The following is a 22,019-nucleotide window of genomic DNA, read 5'->3' as shown; positions in this document are numbered from 1 at the left end:
TGATTCAGGCGGCATTAAGCAGGCTCTTCTTATGGGTTGCGTCTATGGATTTTCGGGTAAGTCTGAAGAGGTGAAATGGTCCTGTAAAAAAAACTTTTCAACACAGCGTTGTTGAAACAAATCCTCGATTGGCTTTAATCGCTTTCCAAGCTCCTCAAGTGTGTTTCATGGTGATGTCGGAGTTCTGCAGTTGGTTCCTATTTTTTTCAACAGTCTAAGCTTCTGGATTGTTGACTTTTTTACATATTGACATATTAGAGGTCATGCCCCATGTTAAAGTACAAGACAAAAAAGATTATCCACGAATGATGGAGGAAATATTATGACTACCAATACTCTCTCAAATACCATTACCAGGGTGCTCGTGCCGGTCCCCCCGGCCGGGGAGACTGCGAGCTATCAAGTCTCCGCCGATATGCGCATCGTCTTTGATTTCGACGTTTCCACCGCTGTGTTTACCGGCAATGGAAATGATTTGGTCATCAATGTCGATGGCGGCGGGATCATTGTTTTTGAGGACTACCTTCTTGAGTCCAAGAGCAATAACCTTCCTGTCTTCGAGTTGATCGGCGGGCAGGAGGTTCCCGGCGAAGTGTACCTGTTCGCGTTCAATGAAGGCGATCAGAATACGGAAGGGATCGAGACTGCCGCTGGTCGTTCCAACCTTGGCGGCGGTGTCGGCGATTACATCGATGACAGCGGCAATCTGTATCGCGGTATCGATGCGCTTGAAGGACAGGGCGGAGGGCTTGGCGTAGGCGCCCGGTCCGCAGCCTTCGGAGGGGATTCCGACGCATTCGCTGCGGCAGGCTTCGGCGCTGGAGCATCCACCGAGGGGGACAGCGTGACGCCTCCGTCGATCTCCGGTGAGTTCTCGTTGCAGATGAACGAGGACGATACGGCGATCATTCGCGATGTGGATATCCTTGCGCTGGTTTCCGACCCTGACCCGGGCGCCGTGGCGTCCGTGACCAGCCTTGATATCGCCAACGGTACGCTCACTCAGATAGCCGCTGGAACGTGGCGTTTCGAACCGAATGAGAACTTCAACGGCGAAGCCGATGTGACCTTCACTGTCAGCGATGGTGTTTTCACCGTCAATGGCGGCGGGACTGTTGACGTGATGCCCGTGAACGACGACCCGGTGGCTCAGTCCGACACCCTCGTGACCAACGAGGACGAGGCCATGACCGTGAACGTGCTTGGCAACGACTCGGATGTGGACGGCGACGCGCTGAGCGTTACCGCCGCTTCTGCCGAACACGGAACCGTGGTCATCAACGAGGACGGTACGCTTACGTATACCCCGGACGCCGACTACAACGGCGACGATTCCATTACATATGATATATCCGACGGTCAGGGCGGCACTGCGCAGTCCACTGTCGGGATTACGGTAAACCCGGTCAACGATGCGCCGGAACTCGTCATCAACGGCGTGGACCAGACAACGAACTACATTCAGAACGGCAGCTTCGAGCTGTCCGGCGGTCAGGACATCGTGGTGGACCATGACGGGTCCGACGCGCTCGGCACCGGCTGGGCAAGGGGCGTCACGCCCGACAACTGGACCCTTGAAGCCGGCACCCGCTGGGAAGTCATGGGCGGTAATCGCCACGGCATTCCCGGAGCGACCGACGGTGATAACGTCATCGACACCGGCGTGGGCTCCGAGGCGCTGGCCATCTCGCAGGTTGTTAACGGCCTGACTGGAGGCCAGTACGTCATCGAGCTCGACATGTTCGACCGTGGCGCGAATCGCGGCGAGGCTGACAGCGGTTTCATCCACGTGAAGTGGAACGGTGAGACCATCGACAGCTTCAACCCCGGCACGGACGGGTATCTGACCGGACGGGTTGTGGTGACCGTGCCCGAGGGTGACACCAGCGGCAAGCTTGAACTCGTTTCCGAGAACGGTGACAGCTACGGAAACGTCATCGACAACGTGCGCATGTTCTCCCTTGATGAAGTGGGTGCGGATCAGGGCGTGACCGTACTGGAAACCGCCGCGGGCGGCTCCTATGTGGCCACCGCCGCAGGTACGGATATCGACCTGCCCGCCCAAACGCTCGAGTACGGAATCGAGGACGGCACTCCGTTCGAAATCGACTCCGAGACCGGCGTCATCACCGTGCGCGACGGGCAGACTCTGGATCACGAGACCACCTCGAGCTATACGGTTCAGGTCAGCGTGAACGACGGCATCGAGACCGTTACCAAGGACCTCGTTATCAATATTGGCGACGTCAACGAAGCGCCCACCGCCGTGGACATCGACCTCGGCACCATCAGCGAGGACGGTCAGGACGGTCCGGGAACCATCACCTTCAGCAAGGATGACCTGCTTCAGGGCGCGTCCGACCCCGAAACCCCGACTGACCAGCTTCAGATAGAGAACCTCACATTGCCGAAGGCGTGGGAGATCTCGTTGACAATAATGACGGGACGTGGACCTTCACGCCCGAAGGAAACTGGAACGGCAACGTCGAGTTTACCTACGATGTCAGCGATGGTGCGCTGAGCACATCCCAGACCGCGAGCCTCGAAGTGGCTTCTGCCGATGACGGGCCCACTCTCGAGTTCGTGACTGCCGCCCCGGCAGTGGGTGGCAACCTCATCCAGAACGGCAGCTTCGAGCTGTCCGGCGGTCAGGACATCGTGGTGGACCATAGCGGTTCCGACGAGCTCGGCACCGGCTGGGCCAACGGCGTCACGCCCGATAACTGGGAACTGATCAGCGGCGACCGCTGGGAAGTCATGGGCGGCAACCGCCACGGCATTCCCGGAGCCACTGACGGCGACAACGTCATCGATACCGGCGTGGGCGGACGCGAGGCGCTCGTCATCGCCCAGACCGTGACCGGTCTGCAGGACGGCCAGTATCTTCTTGAGCTGGACCTCTTTGATCGCGGCGACAGCCTCAACCAGCCCGACAGCGGCAACATCGACGTGTTCTGGAACGATGAACTGGTGGCGACGTTCAACCCCTCGGACAACGCGTTCGAGACCGGCACCGTGCTCATCGACGTGAGCGGCGGCAGCGGACAGGGAGTCCTGAAGCTCGCCTCCTACAATGCCGATTCCTACGGCAACGTCATTGACAACGTGCGCCTCTCGCCGGTTGAGGACTTCAGCTCCACCGGCGCGGTGGAAGTGCTGGAGACCGCAGCGGGCGGTTCCTATGTGGCCACGGCCATCGGCTCCGACGTGGACAGCACCGATCTGGAGTTCAGCATTCAGGACGGCACCCCGTTCGATATCGACTCCGAGACCGGCGTCATCACCCTGAAGGACGATGCGGTGCTGGACGGCTCCACCGACCCGTACACCGTGGACGTGACCGTGACCAACGGCGACGGCGAGTCCTTCACCAGATCGCTGACCGTGAACGTCAACGAGCCGCCGACCAGCAGCGACTTCACCGTGAGCGAGACCGCCGATGCCTCCGGGCAGATCGACGGCATTGTGGAGCTCGACCTGCTCGGCAACAGCGACGACGTTGACGGCGACGTCTCCGAAATAATCATCACCGACCTGCCCGAGGGCGGCACGCTCTACTACAACGGACAGGCCGTGACCGATAACGACATAAACGGCGAAGACGGCACGCGTTTCGACGCGAGCGGTACCTTCACCTTCGAGGCCGACTCCCCGACCAACGGCGGCGTCCTTCTGGGCGTGAAGACCGTGGGCGAGCAGGGGCTCGACAAGTGGGGCAGCGAAGGCGCAGACGCCTCCCAGCGCGTCATGACTCTTGAAAACGGCGTGGTTATCACCACTGCGGTGACTTCCACGAGGCCCGGCAACGTGCAGCTTGAGCAGTACGAGCAGGGTCAGAACCACATGGGCATCGGCATTGGTGACCAGCGTGGTGAGGGCATCAATGCCGAAGATACCGTGACCATGACTTTCGAGAACGGTCTGGTCACGTCCGCCATGGTCGGTTTCGACGGCCTCGGCGGGCACTTCGACGCAGGCAGCGCCCAGCAGGCCAAGGCGAGCTGGGTTGCCAAGTACGTGGATGAGAACGGCAACGAGACCATTGTCGGTTCCGGAGTGGTGGACAAGCCCGATGGTGAGGCGTCCCTGCTGCAGGAAGTGCAGATCAATACGGACGCCCCGTTCAACGTGCTCGAATTCGGCACGCAGGTGCCCGAGGGCACAAGCCCCGGCTCCAACTGGGACCTGCGTTATGTCGAGACCGAGTTCGGCTTCGACACGTCCGTCAACTTCATCCCGGTGGATAACGACGGCCAGCTCGGCAATGAGAGCACGGCCACCATCGACATGACCCTTTCGGCACCGGAATCCGCCAGCTTCACCGAAGTGGTGGACGGCGATACTTTGATCCGCTTCGAGGAGCAGGGTCAGTTCTCCGATGACGAGGATCAGGTCGCGGACATGAAGGTCGTCATCAAGAGCCAGCCCGAGCATGGGCACCTTGAAGACGGTGACGGCAACACCATTACCGATCAGGATATCCAGAACGGCAAGAGCTACGATCTGGACGAAATAACCTACGTCCCGGACGGTGACGCTGCCCCCGACGTCTCCGGCGCATTCATCGGCGCTACCGAAGAGGGCGGCGAGACCATCCAGAACTGGGGCGATTACGTGGACGACAATACCCGTCTGCTGCAGGTCAGCGACGATGTCTCCATCCGCGTCTCCTCCGAAGGCGGCCCGCTTGAGCAGTACGAAGGCGGCGCCAGCCACATCGGCATCGGCCTCGGCATTGCGGGCAGTGAAGGCATTACCCGGGACGACACCCTCACGGTGGAGTTCGAGGGTGCCAAGGTTTCGCATGCGGACGTGAGCTTCGACGGTCTCGGCGGACACTTCGTCGAGAGCGGCGGGGACAGCATCGCGGAGGCCACGTGGGTCGCGTACGACGGTGACATCGAAGTGGCGCGCGGCACGGTTGTGAACGACACACCCGGTCTGGAGCGGGTCGTTTCCATCGGGCAGGACGAACTCGGCGGCAAGCTCTTTGACCGCATTGAGTTCTCCACCGACTCCACTACCAATTCCAACTGGGAACTGCGCTACGTGGACGCCGAATTCGCTCGGGTGACTCCTTCACCTACGCTCCTGTCGACACCGACGGGCTGCAGGGCGAACCTTCAACCGTGAGCCTGACCCTCGACGCACCGGCGCTTGCCAACCTCGCGCCGAGCATCGACCTCGACGACACCGGCCAGCACTACGACGTCGGCGCGGCCGACGGCGACTCATGGGGATACAACCTTCTCGGCCTGTATACCCTTGACGACGACGGCACCCCGGTTGCCACGGATGTGCTGTATGAATACAGCGATGTGGACGGTCCCGGCGGCGGCGCGTTCGACGCGGGCACCATGAGCAAGGGCGACCTGCTCGCACACGTGAAGATGGTCAGGTTCCGCAGTTCTTCGTCCTCAACAGCGGCGAAGAACGCCAAGGCCCGGCCTTTGACGGCGACGTGCCCATCACCTTCACCGTCGACGACGACGGGCAGTGGTGGGGAACCGGCGTGAATGAAAACGGAGAGCAGCAGACCTTCAAGGCCTTCTTCTCCGACAGGAATATGAACCCCGACAACCTGCAGCAGTTCGACATCAAGGTTGATGACGGAAGCGGCGCAGTGAGCTCCTTTGAAGAGTTCATCCGCGACGAGAGCGGCAGGTTCACCCATGCGAGAGACTGGGACGACGTGCGTTTTACCCTGACTGCGGTCGAGGACGACAGCACGGGATACACCGCTGACTTCAATGGTGGCGACCCTGTTTCCATCGCAGGCAACCTGTCCATCAGCGATACGGACTCGACCATGATGTCCAAGGCGGTTGTCACGCTTACAAATGCCAACGCTGCGGACGCGCTCAACACGGCGGACGTCCCGGACGGGTTCGACATCGACACCGTCACGGCTGACGGAAGCATCACGGTGACCCTGAGCGGTCAGGCCACGGCAGCAGAGTATGCCGAAGCCATCAAGGCCATCGGCTTCTCGACCGGCGCGCTGGATGACAACACCCCGCGTGAAATCACCGTGCAGGTGACGGACGCGCAGGGCCGCCAGTCGCAGCCGAGCAATACCGCCACCGCGACCATCAACGTGGCCGAGGCGACGGATGCGCCCATCGTGGACCTTGACGTGACCGGACAGAATCTGAACTTCGTTTCGGATAACGCCGGGTACAGCAATACGCTGGGCATCTACCGTCTTGATGAGAACGACAATCCCGTGGACCCCGAAATCGTACTGGCGAACAGCGATCAGGTTACGGACAGTCTGCTCAAGACCTTCAACGGCGACGAAACCATCCGGTTCTTCCTCGTCCCCGACGGGGCGGACAGCGGATTCGACTTCAACAAGGACCTCAACTTCATATGGGATTCGGAAGTCGGCGAGAACGGTGAATGGGTGCTCACGAGCGGCTACAACAGCGACACCGAGCAGATTCGCGTTCACTTCGACGATCCGACCCTGAACCCGGATGCCGTGGAAACCGGCTTCAGGTTCTCTCCGGAGCAGGAGCCCGGACTTACCGTCGAACCCGGACAGACCGTGGACGTGGATATCGACGACCAGTTCCGTGCCCCGAACAACGACGATACGGACTTGAATCCGTTCGCGAATGACCGAAGCGGTGACGATGACGATGACTTCAACGATCTGAAGGTTACCGTCGAAGGCACCGAGGACGGTATATTCGAAGGCGGTTCCGGAAACGACATCGCTTACGGCAACGACGGCGATGACACCCTGCATGGCAATGACGGCGACGACCTGCTCGTTGGCGGCGACGGCGTTGACCTGCTCGTTGGCGGTGACGGCAACGATATCCTCTTCGGCGGTGACGGAAACGACACCATCCGCGGTGGCGAGGGCAACGACACCATCCATGCCGGAGACGGTGCGGACACGGTGTACGTCTACACCGGCGAAGGTATGGATTCCATCGCAACCGGCGACGGTGCGGATACCATCATCATTGACTCCTCAAGGGTGGTTACCGGCACCGGCGCACAGCGCAATACCGAATACACTCTCGGCGAAGATACGCTGCAGCTGGGCCGGGGACTTGTCATCGAAGGTGCGTCCTACGACGAGGCGTCCGACGTGACCCATCTGTTGGTGGGCGGCAGAAACGCTGAAAGCACCGTGGTGGAGATGCTTGGTGTGTCCCGGGCCGAGTTCACGGAGTTCGCCCAGAATCACCACATCGACACAGGACAGGCCGTGGACGATCTCATCCAGCAGATCATCGACTCCGGCAACGAACAGCCCTAACAAATACGTTCGGCCCGGCCTCGCAGGAGGCCGGGCCTTAATATGTCTTACTGCTTGCGCTGTCAGGGGCCGCCTGCTAGGAGACCTTCATAGAAACATTCAACCAATAGATAAATATGAAACGCGCGATTCTTTCCATACTTCTCATTTTCATGTTCGCCGTCACGGCACAGGCCGGTGCCGACGGAACCACTTCGCTCAAGGAGAGCGTGGTCACATCCGTGAAGCACCACCCGAAGATCAAGTCCATTCTGTATAACCGCGAAGCAAGCGCCCGCGACCTTTCTGCCGCGCTGGGACGTTTCTTCCCTTCGCTGGACGTTTCCGCCAACTACGGATTCCAGCAGTACGACAGCTCCACAACCCGCAGACTCGGCACTGACCAGCGCACGCGTACCGCGAGCGACACCACGGTTGCCCTGAGCCTGAACCTGTTCGACGGCATGGATCGCTACTACACCTATCAGGGGTTCAAGGACCGCTTGCAGTCTGCCGAGTATCTGCTGATGGACAACGTCGAAGCCATCGCGCTCGACGCGGTTCGCGCTCATCACGACGTGGTGCGTGAGCGCAAACTGCTCGAGCTGGCCGAAAACAATGTGCAGGATCACCGCGATCTGCTTGACTCCATTTCCGAGCGGGTCTTCGCCGGAGCCACCAGCCGTGCCGACGAGACGCAGGCCATGAGCCGTCTGGCCCGTGCCGAGACCACCCACATCACCTATCAGGGCAACCTGAATAATGCCGAAGCCGCTTACAGGCGCATGACCGGTACCGAACCCGGCGCGCTGTCCAAGCCGGAATTCCATCCGGACTACATTGAAGGCGAGCTTCGTGAGCTTCTTGACCGCACGCTGGAAAACAACCCGAAGATCAAGGTCCGCAAGGCAGACCTCGCCGCCTCGGAGAAAGACCAGAACGTTACCGAGTCCGACTACTATCCGAACGTGGACGTGGTGGTCAGCTCCCGTAACACAGACCGTCTTGACGGAGCGACCACGCATCTTCAGGACAATCGGGCCATGCTCGAAATGTCCTGGAACCTGTTCAGTGGCGGTACGGACTACAACGAGGCCAAGGCTGCCGAATCCCGCGTGAACGAGGCTCAGGCCGAACTGCAGGACACCATCGACGAACTCAGCCGCGAGGTCGCCACGGCCTGGAGCGACTACGAGATTGCCGTCAAGCAGGTGGCCAACTACGAGAAGGCGCTCGATTACAGCAAGGAAACCCGCGACATGTATCTCGTGCAGTTCAACGTGGGCCAGCGCTCCCTGCTTGACGTGCTTGACTCCATCAACGAGGTGTTCAGCAACAGCGTGCTGCTTGAAACGGCGCGCATGAACCGCAGCTTCAGCGTCTACAAGCTTCTGACCCTCGAAGGCGAGCTTGTGCAGCAACTGGAAGTCTCGGACAAGGCGTACGAAATGGCCGAGAAGTAACCTCTCGATTCGTATCGGATTCAAAGGGGCGCACCATTTGGTTGCGCCCTTTTTTTACGAGAGTGGTCCATCAAAAAAGCCCTCCTGCTTAAAGCAGGAGGGCTTTGATTTCGTTGGCGTCCCCAAGGGGATTTGAACCTCTGTCATCGGTGTAAATGGCAAGATAACGAGAGCTTGAAGGCCGCTCGTTTCGTCATTTCAAGGGCTTGAAAATGGCATTGTTTGTATAAAAGTTACATTTGTTATGGCTGAGGACACGGCGTAGACGCGAAAGTGGGTACCTTCGCCGTAACCTTATTACTAAGAGTTTCATTCCCCAAAAAGGGTTGTGACCTCTTGAATGCCACTCAAGAGGCCGCAAAGATGTCCGCCTTATTACCCAATTTCTATTTAATGGCTTCGGTAGATTACCGAAGCCTTTTTTGTTGCCAGACATCGGAAACCCGGTTTGTGTCCAAATGTGAACTAATCAAAATTACCGGCGTGATTCAAACCGATGGGCCAGTCTGTGCCGTAGGGATGTGTGCTGATCTACATGGACGAGGAAGGGCCCTCAGTGCGCTATTTCTTGACGGTGTATGTCGTTTTAATCTCGTGTTTTCCAGTGTCGCTTTGGCGTCTTCCGGTGTCCAAGCCGTTACGTCCGTGCGGTTGTTTTGTGTTGGGGTGAAATAATAACATCCGGTGCTCATTTTCTCCTTGCGTGCGGTCGCGGTTTTCTATCTAAGGCAGTCATGGGGAAACCCTTTTGTTCACTCTCAGGACAGGTGGAAACCATGATTCGAATCGGCAGAAAAGAATGCGTCAACACTGAACGGGCTACCCGGAAAGAGTGGCTCGACACCAATGGAATCGGCGGCTACGCGTCCAGTACCGTCATCAATTGCCACACCCGCAAGTACCACGGTTTGCTTGTTGCCGCCCTCAAGAAGCCCAAGGGCAGGTTCGTGTTGCTCTCCAAGGTTGAGACCTCACTCCTGCACGACGACCTTGAATTCGCCCTCTCAACCAATAAGTATCCGGGCGTTTACCATCCCACCGGACACCAGTTTTTTGATGGTTTCGAGCAAGGGCTGCATCCTTCCGTTACCTACCGCATCGGGGACATGCTGCTGCGCAAGAGCATCCTCATGGTCTACGGCGAGAACACCGTCCTTTTGAGCTATGAACTGCTCGAAGGGCGCGTCAGCCCGACCCTTCGCATCCGCCCGATGCTTGCCTACCGGGACGTGCACCGGCTCACGCAGGAGAACATGTTTCTGCGTCCACGCACCTATCCGGAAAAGAACGGCCGTAAAATACAGCCATACGACGGCATGCCGCCGCTCTATATGGGAACCAACCGTTCCTCCGAATTCTACGCGGGCCCAAAATGGCATCTGAACGTGGAGTACCTTCAAGAGCGCGAGCGCGGTTTCAAGTATCAGGAGGACCTATTCTGCCCCGGTGTTTTCGACGTGCCGCTCAAGAAGGGCAAGCCCGTCATATTCGCCGCGTCCACCGATCCGATCAGCAATCTCGAAAGGGTGCGCAAGAAGGAAGTGGAGCGGCGCGAACAGGAGTTTTCCCGCAGCAGGACCGTGGCAAGCACACCCGCTGGCTCAAGTATTATTCCGACCAGTTCCTCATCCGTAACGCCTCGGACAAGGCTTCGGTCATCGCCGGGTATCACTGGTTCGGAGAGTGGGGGCGTGACACCATGATCGCGCTGCCGGGCCTGACCTTCCATTCCGGGCGATTGCCGTTCGGCGAGGAGGTGCTCGCTGCTTACGCGGGTATGGAGCGTGACGGTCTGTTGCCGAACTATCTTGACCAGTCCTCGGAGCATCTGGCCTACAACTCCGTGGACGCCTCGCTCTGGTTTTTCTGGACTGTTCAAGAGTATCTAAGGGCCAAGGGGAGCAGGCGGTTCGTCACCAAACGGCTGCTTCCGGCCATGAAGGGCATCGTGGCCGCGCACCTCGACGGCAGGGTGCCTCTTTGCCGTTTGGACGAGGACGGCTTGCTCCATGCCGGAAACGAGCACACCCAGCTTACGTGGATGGACGCGCAGGCCTACGGCAGGCCCGTGACTCCCAGACATGGCGCGGCTGTCGAGATAAATGCCCTTTGGTACAACGCCTTGCGGTTTTATCTGGAGCTTGCATCCGGCGACGACGACCTGCGCGAACGTGCGGAACGGGCGGCGGACACCCTTGCGGCCAATTTCATGGAGCGGTTCTGGAACCATGATGACAACTGCCTGAGCGATGTTGTCAACGAAAGGGGGCAGGATCACTGCATCCGGCCCAATCAGATATTCGCGGTGTCGCTGCCCCATTCCATGCTGGACATGGAACGGATGCGGGCGGTGATGGCCACTGTGGAAAGCCACCTGCTGACGCCGTATGGCCTGCGAACGCTTTCGCCGCGCAATCCGTTGTATTCTCCTTTCTACCGGGGTGACGCCGATGCGCGCGACGCCGCCTATCATCAGGGCATGGTCTGGCCGTGGCTGGCCGGGCACTTTGGCGAAGCCATGCTGCGCCAGAGCGCGGACAGGAAGGAAACGATCAAGTACTTGAGAAGCTACCTGAAGCCGATCCTGAAGGCGTTTCCCAAGGACCACGGCATTGCCTCGATACCCGAGCTGTACACCGGCAATCCGCCGCACCGGCCGCAGGGGACCATCGCGCAGGCGTGGAGCGTGGCCGAGGCCATCCGCCTCAACAAGCTGTTGGGAGGTCGGTAGCCATGCGCGTGCTCATGTTCGGGTGGGAATTTCCACCTTTCATCTCAGGTGGTCTCGGTACCGCCTGCCTCGGGCTTACAAAAGGGCTGGCCCAGCACGGAACCGACATCCTGTTCGTGCTGCCGAGGCTCGATTCGGACGAAGAGGGCAGGCATCTGACGCTTATGGGCGCAAACCGCGTGCGCGCGTCCGTGGGGCTCAGGCAGATTCGGGAGCTGCGTGAGCGGGTCTCCGTTCTGGAGGTGCTTTCCCCGCTTCGCCCGTATCTTACGGAGAAAGAGTACCAAGCCGTGGTGGAGGAGCACGAGCAGCTCCACACCGAAGATATCATCCGGCAGTTGGAGAGCGATTTTTCGGGCGGATACGGCGAGAACCTGATGGCGGAGATCGTACGATACAGCTTTGTGGGTGCGCATGTCGCCCAGACCGAGGAATTCGACGTTATCCATTCCCACGACTGGATGACCGCTCCGGCAGGCATAGAGGCCAAGCGGGTGTCCGGGAAGCCGCTGGTCGTGCATGCCCACGCACTGGAGTTTGACCGCAGCGGCGAGCACGTGAACCAGCAGGTCTACGACCTTGAGCGTGCCGGGTTCGAAGCGGCTGACCGAATCATCGCGGTCAGTCATTTCACCAAAGACACCATCGTCAAGCGCTACTCCATCGACTCGGGCAAGATATCCGTGGTGCACAACGCGGTCTCGCAGGAGCGCAGGCTCGGACAGATTCGGATGGAGAAGGCGTTTCATGAGAAGCTGGTGCTCTTTCTCGGACGCATCACTTTCCAGAAAGGGCCGGACTATTTCGTGGAGGCTGCCGCAAAGGTTCTGAAGAAGAACCCGAACGTCCGGTTCGCCATGGCCGGGTCCGGGGACATGTTCCCGCGCATGGTGGAGCGTATGGCCGAGCTGCGAATGGCGGACAAGTTCCATTTTCTCGGCTTTGTCAGGGGCCGGGACGTGGAGCGCATCTACGCCATGAGCGACCTGTACGTCATGCCCAGCGTGTCGGAGCCGTTCGGCATCACGCCGCTGGAGGCCATGGTTTACGACGTGCCTTCCATCGTCTCCAAACAGTCCGGCGTGGCCGAGATTCTCGACGACGCGGTCAAGGTGGATTTCTGGGACGTGGACCGGCTCGCTGCGGAAATACTCGACCTGTTGGACAATGAAGAGCGACGGCTCAAGCTGGTGGAAAGCGGTCGGGAGACACTGCGCAAGGTGCAGTGGGAGCTTGCCGCGGAGAAGGTGCTCGGGGTGTACCGCGAGCTTGCGGGGAGGATGACATGATTTCGGTGTGTTTCTACTTTCAGGTGCACCAGCCCGTTCGGTTGGATCAGCGTTACAGCTTCTTCGACATAGGCCACCGCCATGTCTACCGCGACGACGCGGCCAACCGCGAGATTCTGCTCAAGGTGGCCGAGAAGTGCTATCTGCCCGCCAACAGGCTGATGCTTGATCTCATCGAACGTCACAAGGGGCGCTTTCGCATTTCGTACGCAGTGAGCGGGGTGGTCCTGGAGCAGTATCAGGAGTTCAGCCCCGAGGTGCTGGCGTCGTTCCGGCGTCTGGCCGATACCGGGTGCGTCGAGTTCATCGGTGAAACCTACTACCACTCATTGGCGTTTCTTTTTTCCCGCGACGAGTTCCGGCGGCAGGTCAAGATGCACGCAAGGGCGCTGGAAGAGCTTTTCGGCGCCAAGCCCAAAACCTTCCGTAATACCGAGCTTATTTATAACAACGATTTGGCGCATGAAGTGGAGAAGATGGGCTACAAGGTTGTTTTGGCCGAGGGCGCGGATCAGGTGCTCGGCTGGCGATCGCCCAACTTCATCTACCAACCCGCAGGCTGCACCAAGCTCAAGGCGCTGCTGAAGAACTACCGCCTGTCCGATGACATCGCTTTCCGGTTTTCGGACCGCAACTGGAGCGAGTGGCCCATCAGCGTAGAGAGATACGCAAGCTGGCTGCATTCCGTTGCGGGTAGCGGGGAGGTCATCAACCTCTTCATGGACTACGAGACCATCGGCGAGCACCAGTGGAAAGACACGGGCATCTTCGAGTTTTTTGACAAGCTGCCTGACAGGATTCTCGACCACGGCGACTACGCGTTCGAGACCCCGGCAGAGGCCGCGTCCCGGCTCGACCCCATGGCTCAGATCGACGTGCCGTATTTCACCTCATGGGCCGATCTGGAGCGCGACGTCAGTGCATGGCTCGGCAATCCCATGCAGGATCAGGCCGCAGAGCTGGCCTACGCGCTGGAGGAAAAGGTGCTCGCCACCCATGACGACGACATGATCGCCACATGGCGCGAGATGCTCACCAGCGACCATTTCTATTACATGTGCACCAAGTGGTTTTCCGACGGCGACGTGCACAAGTACTTCAACCCGTACGAGACCCCGCATCAGGCCTTCATTACCTACATGAACGCGCTCAATGATCTGGGTTTGCGGATAGACGCCCGAAATACGGCGTCGGACTAGGAGAACGCTATGGAAACCAGTTGGCTTTTCGAGGTGTCGTGGGAGGTCTGCAACAAGGTCGGCGGCATCCATACGGTCATCAGCAGCAAGGCGGCGCAGGCTGTCTCGCAGTTCGGTGAGCGCTATGTGGCCATGGGGCCGCTGCTGAAAAGCAATCCGGGATTTGAGCCGTGCGACCCGCCCGAGTCAATAGTGCCAGCGCTGGAGCGGCTTGCCGCGAAGCATGTCGAGGTTTCAGTGGGGAGATGGGACATCCCCGGCAGGCCGTGGGCGATGCTCATCGGCTTCCGCGACGTGTTCAAGGACCCCGACAAGCTGCTCTTTCAGCTCTGGAACGACTACGGCGTCGACTCCATGGCCGGTGCGTGGGACTATATCGAGCCGGTGCTGTTCAGCACGGCCTCGGCCATGGCCATCAAGGAGATTGGCGACGACATGGAAGGCGTGGCCGACGTGTACGCGCATTTCCACGAGTGGATGTCCGGCGCTGGCGTCCTGTATCTCAAGAAGCACGCTCCCGGCGTGTCCACCGTGCTGACCACGCACGCCACCATGCTCGGCCGGTCCATGTCCGGCTCCGGCGTGGACATCTATGCCGCACTGGAGGAGATCGAACCCACGCAGGAGGCCAAGGCGTTCGGTGTCAGCGCCAAACATTCCATGGAGTCGGTCTCTGCCCGCGAGGCAGATTGTTTCACCACCGTCTCAAACATCACCCGCAGGGAGGCTTCCAACCTGCTCGGCACAAACCCGGCCGTGGTCACGACCAACGGCTTCAACCTTGAGGCTTTGCCGAGCCGGAGTACGTGGCCGAAAAGCGGGGGTCTTCGCGCAGGCAGCTTGTGGATCTGGCAGAGCGGTTCCTTGAGCGCAAGCTGGACTCGGACAAGACCCTGCTGGTGGCCACAAGCGGCCGGTACGAGTTTCACAACAAGGGCATCGACCTGCTGCTTGACAGCCTCTCGGACATCGACCGCCAGCTTGCCGAGGCGGAGTCCGACACCACGGTGGTGGCCTTCCTGCTCGTAACCTGCGGATACGCTGTCTTCAGCGACGACGTCCGCAAGCGGCTGCAGAAAGAGCGGCCCGACATCGAAAAGTATGCGGGCATCGCCACGCACCACCTGGGCAACGCGACGAGGACCCCATCGTCAAGCGCTGCCGGGAGCTGCATCTGGACAATGCCCGCGAAAAGCGTTGTTGCGTCATTTTCATTCCGGTCTATCTGGACGGACATGACGGCATCCTGAACCTTGAGTATTACGACGCGCTCGCAGGCATGGACCTGACGGTCTTTCCTTCATTCTACGAGCCGTGGGGCTACACGCCCATGGAGAGCGCCGCCTTTGCGGTGCCCACCGTAACTGCGGACCGCGCGGGCTTCGGGCAGTGGATCATGGAAAAGCACCCGGACGGACACCTCGGGGTGCATGTCCTCAATCGCCTAGACCATGACTACGCCATGGCCCGGGACAAGCTGACGGAATACTTGGGCGAATACCTCTCGCTTTCACGGGAAGACTGGGCGCGAAGGAGTCAGGCCGCGCGAGAGGTGGCCGAGGAAGCCACATGGCATGATTTCTACCGGCACTATCTGGAAGCCTACGCGCACGCGGCGGAAATCCGCACCGAACGCATTGCGGGCGTGCAGCGGATGGCCGCCCAGCGCGGGGTGGAGATATCCTTTTCTGGCGTGAACACCACCCAGCCGAGGCTCAGGTCTTTCACTGTAGTGACGGAGCTGCCGCAGGCGCTTGCACGGCTACGCGAAGTGGCCGACAACCTCTGGTGGGTCTGGAACCGTGAGGCGCAGGACTCTTCGAGTGGATGGATTCGGCCCGCTGGCGGGACTGCGGCGGCAACCCGGTCCTGTTCCTCGACACCATGGACCGCGAGCGCCTGAACGAGCTTTCGGGCGACATCGAGTTCATGGGCCGTTTTTCGGAAATTCTTGAGCGTTTCGATGGCTACATGGCCCAGCGTGAACACGCCGATTACAAGGGTATCACGTGGAAGAACCCGGTGTCGTACTTCTCCATGGAGTTCGGACTGCACGAGGCCATACCCATCTATTCCGGCGGCCTTGGGCTGCTTTCGGGCGACCATATCAAGTCCGCAAGCGACCTGAACCTGCCGTTTGTGGGCGTGTCGCTGCTTTACAAGAACGGCTACTTCCACCAGCGCATAAACGGCAACGGCGATCAGGTGGCGGAGTATCCGGAAAACGACTTTGCCACCATGCCCATATCGCCGCTGCACAACGGGGACACCGAAAAGACGCTGGTCACGGTGGACCTGCCCGGAAGGACCGTTTACGCACAGATTTGGGAAGTGCGGGTGGGGCGCGCCGTCTTGTACCTTCTCGATACTGACGTGGTGGAAAACTCCCGCACGGACAGGGACATCACCTCGCGTCTCTATGAGCCGTCCTCCAAGGGGCGCATCGAGCAGGAGATCGTTCTGGGTATCGGCGGTGTCAGAATGCTGCGGGCGCTCAGCATCGAGCCGTGCATCTATCACCTGAACGAAGGTCATTCCGCGTTTCTGCTCTTCGAGCGCCTCCGGCACCTCATGCTCATCGAGGGGCTTGACTTTGCCACGGCCAAGGAAGTGGTCCGGGGTTCGACGGCGTTTACCATGCACACCCCGGTCCCGGCAGGGAACGAGCGGTTCGAGCGGTCTCTGGTGGAGAACTATTTCCGCCGCTATGCCGAGGAGATGGGGCTTTCGTGGGATGCCCTCTGGAACCTCGGGCACATGTACGCGGAAGAGGCGGACCATCTGAACATGACGGTCCTCGCGCTTCAGCTTTCATGCAGCCGCAACGGTGTCAGCAGACTTCACGGCGACGTGTCCCGGCGCATGTGGATGGACCTCTGGCGCGGATTCCTTTTGAGCGAGGTCCCGGTGGGCCACATCACCAACGGCGTGCATATCCCGTCGTGGCTGGACGAGCGTGTGCGCCGCGACATCGAGAGCTGCTGCCACCTGAATGTTCATGATACGCTGCTGGAGGGTGGCGGTTGGGACTGCCTTGATCACTACGACAACGGACGGCTCTGGGAGACCCACGTTTCCCTTAAGCATCGGCTGTACGACGAGGTATTGCGGTCCATCTCCGAACAATGGACCCGTGAAGGGGAGCCTCCGAATCGGCTGCGCGCCTTCCGCGAAACGCTCAATCCCGACCACCTGACCCTGTGTTTCGCCCGGCGCTGCACTGCGTACAAGCGTACGACCCTGCTGTTCCATGACCTCAAGCGGGCCAAGGAAATCCTGTGCAACCCGGAGCGGCCCGTGAACATAATATTCGCGGGCAAGGCGCACCCGGCAGACACCATCGGCGCGAGCTATATCAACCTCATTTGCCGTCTGGCAAAGCAGGACGACTTCCTCGGCCGGGTCATCTTCCTCGAAGGCTATGATATCCGGCTGGCCCGGCTTCTGGTTTCCGGCGCGGACGTCTGGCTCAACACGCCCACGCGGCTGATGGAGGCCAGCGGCACGAGCGGCATGAAGGCTGCGGTGAACGGGGTGCCCAACTGCTCGATCATGGACGGCTGGTGGGACGAGGCTTACGACGGCCACAACGGCTGGGCCGTGGGGAGCGGGCTTGTGTACGAGAGTCAGGTCAACCAGGATATCGTGGACGCGGAGAACCTGTACGAAACCCTTGAGTCACAGGTTGTTCCGGAGTTCTACGAGCGCGGCGGAGACGGGGTGCCGCATCTCTGGCTGGGCCGGATGAAGTCGGTGATGAAGACCGGCTTCAGACAGTACGGCACGCACCGGATGGTGAAGGACTATATCCAGCAGATGTATCTCCCGGTCATCGAGTCTTCCGACCGGCGTTGTCGAAACGACTACGCAATGGCGCAGGAGCTGGGCGAGTGGAAAAAGCGCATCCCCGGCAGGTTCGCCACCCTGACCATAAAGGAGGTCCATGTGGAAGGCATCTCAGGCGACGTGTTCAAGCTCGGCAACGACCTGTCAGTGAAGGTCAGAATCGACAGGGGCCAACTCCTTGAAGAGGAGATGCAGGTGGAGTTCATCGCCGCCACCCCGGATGAACAGACAGTGGTGGAGTGCATCCGCATGGAGCTCAAGCATACCGAAGCCTCGATGCTGGAGTACCGGACCAGCTTCTCGCCGACCCACTCCGGCCCTGTGCGCTACGGAGTTCGCGTCATCCCGACACATCCGGGGCTGACCAACAAGCACGAACCGCGTCTCATTCGCTGGAGCTGACGAAACATTGTGCCGCCGGAGCTGGATGAATCCGCCTCCGGCGGCTCTTTTCGAGGGCTGGGGAGTCTTGTGGGGCAGGAATATGAGCAAAGGCCCTCGGTCATCTGGCCGAATGTGGGCACGCCTTTCATGCGTTTCCCGGTCTGACGGGAACCAGCCGAAGGCTTCAAGGCTCTCGCCGTTTCAGGCAGGGAATGATGATGAAGAGCATGACCGGAACCATTAGCGTGCTGATAATCAATGTCTTCCCCGGCAAGGGAATCGTGATGCCCGTCCAGCTGATGGCATAGCTGAGGAAAGTCACCAGCAGCCACACGCACAGCCAGACCTGAAACGTGAACGACAGCTTACGACGCATCGTGCTGCCCCAACGTGCTCATGAATCGTTCGATTGTTTCATAATACCCCGGAAGGATGGCCTGCAGCTTGGCCTTGCCCTTTGGAGTGAGGGCGATGCGTTTTGCCCGCTTGTCGCTTTCATGTTCATGGAAGACTATCATTTGGGATGCTTCAAGCGCCTTCAGCGTGCGAGCCATGACCGGGCCCGAAACATCCAGTTTTTTGAGTATTTCGCTGGCCGTCAGAAGTGTTTCCTGCTCGCGGTCGATGATTACGATGATCAGGAACCGGAGTTGGGAAAAATCGTGCCCGGAGAAATACTCGTCAAGCTGTCTCAGAAGCAGGCTCGCTTGCCGCATCAGCAGCAGAGCGTCTCCCACCATGTCCACATTCATTTCCGGGAAGCGCTCGTGGTAGCGCTCAAGAATCTCACGCGTCGGCAGTTCCTTCAGAAAAAACATCAGCTGTCCTTGATGAATGAAGTGAGGGAGTCGGAAGTGATTGACGCGCCGAAGTGGTGGACCACGTGCTTCAGAACGTGCTCATGCTGACTCTCTTCAAAAGCGGCACAGGCGTCTTCGACGAGATATGCGTTGTACCCAAGGTCGTGCGCTTCCCTCATGGAGGATTCCACGCAGACATGCGTGGCGAATCCCATGAAAAAGAGGGTGTTGATACCATTGTTGCGCAGGAAAGGATCAAGCGTTGAGTTTTTCAGCACGCTCGCACCGGATCGCCCCGAAACGACATATTCCCCGTTGCGAGGAACAAACGGTTCCACAAAACGTGATCCCTGTTCTTGCCAGGTCTTGGCTTTTGGAATGGCTTTTCTCAGCCCCAGCACGTTCTGTCCGCCGTTAAAGAGCCTGTAGCCCGGGTCTGCACTGAGGTTGAGCCCGGCGTGGGCTACGGGGAATCCGTGTTCTCGGGCCGTTTCCAGTACGCTTGCAGCATTGCGAACGGCATCCCGGAACGGTTTTTTGTCCTTGATGAGGAGGGTCTGCAGGACTCCATCCTCGGCAAGCCATTCGTTCTGGAATTCAATGAATACAAGTGCTGATTGATCTTTTTTGACATCGTGCAGCATTTCAAGCGCTCCTTGATATGTGGGTTCTGGTAATATGCTTATCATGATAAGTATATTGTGGGAGGGCTCTTGTCAACCCGGTTCTGGCAATAAATGGCATGGTCGCAGGTGGTGTGTTTCATTCCGTGTGAAATAGAGATGAAAGAAAGTGATGATCGTATTGTTGTAGGTGTTAGGGAGCGCGAGGGTTGCGATGATTTCCTATTTGCAAATATAGAAGGAGTGATCGTGCGTTCTTGCATTTTGTCTTGTTCTTTGTGTTGATTATTATTGCATCTTCTCCGGCTCATGTGGTTAACTAAATGGCAAAAGGGGAATAGCATGGCATACAAAAATCTACCGTTGCGTTTGAAAATCGGGGCAAGTGTCTGTCTCGCTGTGGCTGTGATTCTAACCGTCTACACAGTGATTGTGTTTACGAAAACAGAAACCATTTCCGTGGAATCTGCCAGAAAGATTGCCTACGAAATGGCTAACAGGTACGGCAATCAGGTTAAAAACGATATCGAGAAGGCGCTGGATGCAAGCGTGACGACCGCTGCCATATTTGAGGCCATGGTACAGCGCAAGGACCTGATAGAACGCACCATGGTCGATGAGATTCAGAAGAAGGTTCTTCTTTCGGACGACACGTTTTTTGGAATACAAAGCTGTTTTGAACCCAACGCGCTTGACGGTCGGGATGCCGAATACAAGGCAACCGGCGATCCCATGTGGGAACACATGGGCGGCGCGTACGGGAATTACTGGTGGCGTGAGGGCGGACAGTTGAAGGTCGTCAACCTGACCAAGTATGACTATCCGAATACCCGTGACTGGTACAAGGGCCCGCGCGATACGAACGGACCGTACCTTACGGAACCGTACTACACTGATGTGGCGAACATCAACATGTCCACCATGAGCGTGCCCATCAAGTCCGACGGCCGTTTCATCGGCATCGTGGGTATCGACTTCAGCCTTGCGGCATTTCAGGAGATGGTCGACGGTGTCCAGCCCATGGGTACAGGCCGTGCGCTCATCGTATCCAACAAAGGCAAGGTCGTTGCGCACCCGAATCCCGATCTGGTCAACAAGGAGCTTGGACAGTTCCTTAACCCGGAATATTCGCAGACCATCATGCAATCCATTGAGGATGGAAAGGAATTTGAGTCATTTATGACTTCGCCGTTAACTGGCAATGAGTCACTCTTCCTGTTCCAGCCCATCCGTGTTCAGGGAACCAAGACGCCGTGGAGCATCGGTATCGTCATTCCCAAGGAGACCATTTATCAGGACTCCAACAAATTCCTGTATCTGAGTGTCGGCCTTGCGATAGGTGCATTGCTGATTATCGCGGCGGTCGTTTTCCTCATTGCCAGAAACATCACCACACCGCTGGTGCGCAGCGTTGAATTTGCGCGTGAGATTGCAAAGGGCAACCTTACGGCGAGGCTCGACATCGATCAGCGTGATGAAGTCGGCCTGCTGGCTCACACACTTTCGGAGATGGGACAGAACCTCAAGCGGGTGGTCGGAGAGGTTCGCAGCGTCACAGACAGTGTGGCGAGCGGGGCGGATGAGCTTTCCTCCACCTCCATGACGCTCTCGCAGGGGGCGACCGAACAGGCCGCATCCATCGAAGAGATATCTTCAAGCATGGAGGAAATGGCCTCGAACATCAGCCAGAATGCCGACAACGCCACCCAGACGCAGCAATTGGCACGCAGTGCCGCGACGCAGGCGGAAGACAGTGGAACCGCCGTGGGCGAGGCCGTGACCGCCATGCGCGAGATTGCGGAAAAGATCAGCATTATCGAAGAGATCGCAAGGCAGACGAACCTGCTTGCCCTGAATGCCGCCATTGAGGCCGCACGTGCGGGAGAGCACGGCAAGGGCTTTGCGGTTGTCGCCGCGGAAGTCCGCAAGCTGGCCGAACGTTCCGGCGTGGCTGCGGGCGAGATCAGCCAACTCGCCGGGAATAGTGTTGATATCGCGGACCGAGCGGGCGAGATGCTTGGGCAGCTCGTTCCGGACATCCAGCGCACCGCAGAGCTGATAGAGGAAATAACCAGTGCCACACAGGAGCAAAACTCCGGCGCGTCGCAGATCAACAGCGCGATTCAGCAGCTCGACAACGTGGTACAGCAGAACGCTTCCGCGTCAGAAGAGATGTCCTCGACTTCCGAAGAGCTCTCGAGTCAGGCGGAAAACCTTCAGGATACCGTGTCGTTCTTCAACGTCGGTTCTGATCGCGGACGAGCGCCGAAGATGCGAAAGCAGGCACCCAGAGTGCAGAACAAGCCCAAGGCTCTCGGCTCCGGAGCACCGCAGCCCAAGCCGCAGAAGAAGCAGGCCCCGACTGAGCCGAGCTCGGGAACGGGCGTGAGCCTGTCGATGGATGACGATGAATTCGAACGCTTTTAGGG

16 protein-coding genes and 1 pseudogene are annotated in these 22,019 nt (G+C 59.0%); 14 read left to right on the top strand and 3 right to left on the bottom strand.

The annotated features are described in order from the left end of the window. The first annotated feature begins 322 nt into the window (after positions 1-322). The 13 genes and pseudogenes from JCM12178_RS04560 (at position 323) to glgP (ending at position 18,185) form a co-directional block, all read left to right on the top strand. Positions 323-2,521 carry a tandem-95 repeat protein gene (locus JCM12178_RS04560; RefSeq protein ID WP_054649157.1) on the top strand — a complete coding sequence of 733 codons (2,199 nt, stop codon included), beginning with the start codon at positions 323-325 and terminating at the stop codon, positions 2,519-2,521. After that, positions 2,416-5,133, top strand: coding sequence for a cadherin-like domain-containing protein (locus JCM12178_RS04555; RefSeq protein WP_157054744.1), 2,718 nt, complete (start codon positions 2,416-2,418; stop codon positions 5,131-5,133). Before JCM12178_RS04560 ends, JCM12178_RS04555 begins: the two co-directional genes overlap by 106 nt. Continuing rightward, the gene (locus JCM12178_RS04550) at positions 5,130-5,516 is read left to right on the top strand and encodes a hypothetical protein (protein ID WP_054649153.1); all 387 of its coding nucleotides are present in this window, start codon (positions 5,130-5,132) and stop codon (positions 5,514-5,516) included. Before JCM12178_RS04555 ends, JCM12178_RS04550 begins: the two co-directional genes overlap by 4 nt. After that, entirely contained in the window at positions 5,462-7,276 is a 1,815-nt protein-coding gene (locus JCM12178_RS04545) for a calcium-binding protein (protein ID WP_054649151.1), read from the top strand. The genes JCM12178_RS04550 and JCM12178_RS04545 overlap by 55 nt, the downstream gene beginning before the upstream one ends. Before the next feature lie 116 nt (positions 7,277-7,392). Continuing rightward, positions 7,393-8,718, top strand: coding sequence for a TolC family outer membrane protein (locus JCM12178_RS04540; RefSeq protein WP_054649149.1), 1,326 nt, complete (start codon positions 7,393-7,395; stop codon positions 8,716-8,718). A 776-nt stretch (positions 8,719-9,494) separates the two neighbouring features. After that, on the top strand, positions 9,495-10,421 hold the full coding sequence (locus tag JCM12178_RS19335) for a glycogen debranching enzyme N-terminal domain-containing protein (RefSeq protein ID WP_245628614.1): 927 nt from the start codon (positions 9,495-9,497) through the stop codon (positions 10,419-10,421). Then, positions 10,346-11,449 carry an amylo-alpha-1,6-glucosidase gene (locus JCM12178_RS19330; protein WP_245628617.1) on the top strand — a complete coding sequence of 368 codons (1,104 nt, stop codon included), beginning with the start codon at positions 10,346-10,348 and terminating at the stop codon, positions 11,447-11,449. Before JCM12178_RS19335 ends, JCM12178_RS19330 begins: the two co-directional genes overlap by 76 nt. Before the next feature lie 2 nt (positions 11,450-11,451). After that, positions 11,452-12,738, top strand: coding sequence for a glycosyltransferase family 4 protein (locus JCM12178_RS04530; RefSeq protein ID WP_054649147.1), 1,287 nt, complete (start codon positions 11,452-11,454; stop codon positions 12,736-12,738). Further along, positions 12,735-13,937, top strand: coding sequence for a glycoside hydrolase family 57 protein (locus tag JCM12178_RS04525; RefSeq protein ID WP_054649144.1), 1,203 nt, complete (start codon positions 12,735-12,737; stop codon positions 13,935-13,937). Before JCM12178_RS04530 ends, JCM12178_RS04525 begins: the two co-directional genes overlap by 4 nt. 9 nt (positions 13,938-13,946) lie before the next feature. Continuing rightward, positions 13,947-14,663: pseudogene (locus JCM12178_RS20215) on the top strand (glycogen/starch synthase); the annotation flags it as partial. An 80-nt stretch (positions 14,664-14,743) separates the two neighbouring features. Then, positions 14,744-15,187, top strand: coding sequence for a hypothetical protein (locus JCM12178_RS20210; protein WP_369404457.1), 444 nt, complete (start codon positions 14,744-14,746; stop codon positions 15,185-15,187). Further along, on the top strand, positions 15,085-15,840 hold the full coding sequence (locus JCM12178_RS19320; RefSeq protein WP_369404458.1) for a hypothetical protein: 756 nt from the start codon (positions 15,085-15,087) through the stop codon (positions 15,838-15,840). The genes JCM12178_RS20210 and JCM12178_RS19320 overlap by 103 nt, the downstream gene beginning before the upstream one ends. Next, on the top strand, positions 15,765-18,185 hold the full coding sequence (gene glgP / locus JCM12178_RS19315; RefSeq protein WP_245628613.1) for an alpha-glucan family phosphorylase: 2,421 nt from the start codon (positions 15,765-15,767) through the stop codon (positions 18,183-18,185). Before JCM12178_RS19320 ends, glgP begins: the two co-directional genes overlap by 76 nt. A 166-nt stretch (positions 18,186-18,351) precedes the next feature. Here the strand turns inward: glgP and JCM12178_RS04515 are convergent, their stop codons facing one another. The 3 genes from JCM12178_RS04515 to JCM12178_RS04505 are packed head-to-tail and all read right to left on the bottom strand — an operon-like array spanning position 18,352 to position 19,611. Continuing rightward, positions 18,352-18,543, bottom strand: a complete 192-nt coding sequence (locus JCM12178_RS04515; RefSeq protein ID WP_054649142.1) for a hypothetical protein — start codon at positions 18,541-18,543, stop codon at positions 18,352-18,354. Beyond that, a complete protein-coding gene (locus tag JCM12178_RS04510) occupies positions 18,533-18,985 on the bottom strand; it encodes a MarR family winged helix-turn-helix transcriptional regulator (protein ID WP_054649140.1) in 453 nt (150 codons plus the stop codon). The genes JCM12178_RS04515 and JCM12178_RS04510 overlap by 11 nt, the downstream gene beginning before the upstream one ends. Then, positions 18,985-19,611, bottom strand: coding sequence for a cysteine hydrolase family protein (locus JCM12178_RS04505; protein WP_054649138.1), 627 nt, complete (start codon positions 19,609-19,611; stop codon positions 18,985-18,987). The genes JCM12178_RS04510 and JCM12178_RS04505 overlap by 1 nt, the downstream gene beginning before the upstream one ends. A 438-nt stretch (positions 19,612-20,049) precedes the next feature. Between JCM12178_RS04505 and JCM12178_RS19310 the strand changes: the two genes are divergently transcribed. Continuing rightward, positions 20,050-22,017: a methyl-accepting chemotaxis protein gene (locus JCM12178_RS19310; protein ID WP_245628612.1), complete on the top strand. Its 1,968-nt coding sequence runs from the start codon at positions 20,050-20,052 to the stop codon at positions 22,015-22,017. Positions 22,018-22,019: the final 2 nt, after the last annotated feature.

Source organism: Salidesulfovibrio brasiliensis JCM 12178 (assembly GCF_001311825.1).
Taxonomy (GTDB): Bacteria; Desulfobacterota; Desulfovibrionia; order Desulfovibrionales; family Desulfovibrionaceae; genus Pseudodesulfovibrio; species Pseudodesulfovibrio brasiliensis.
This window is presented reverse-complemented; position numbering and strand designations above follow the sequence as displayed.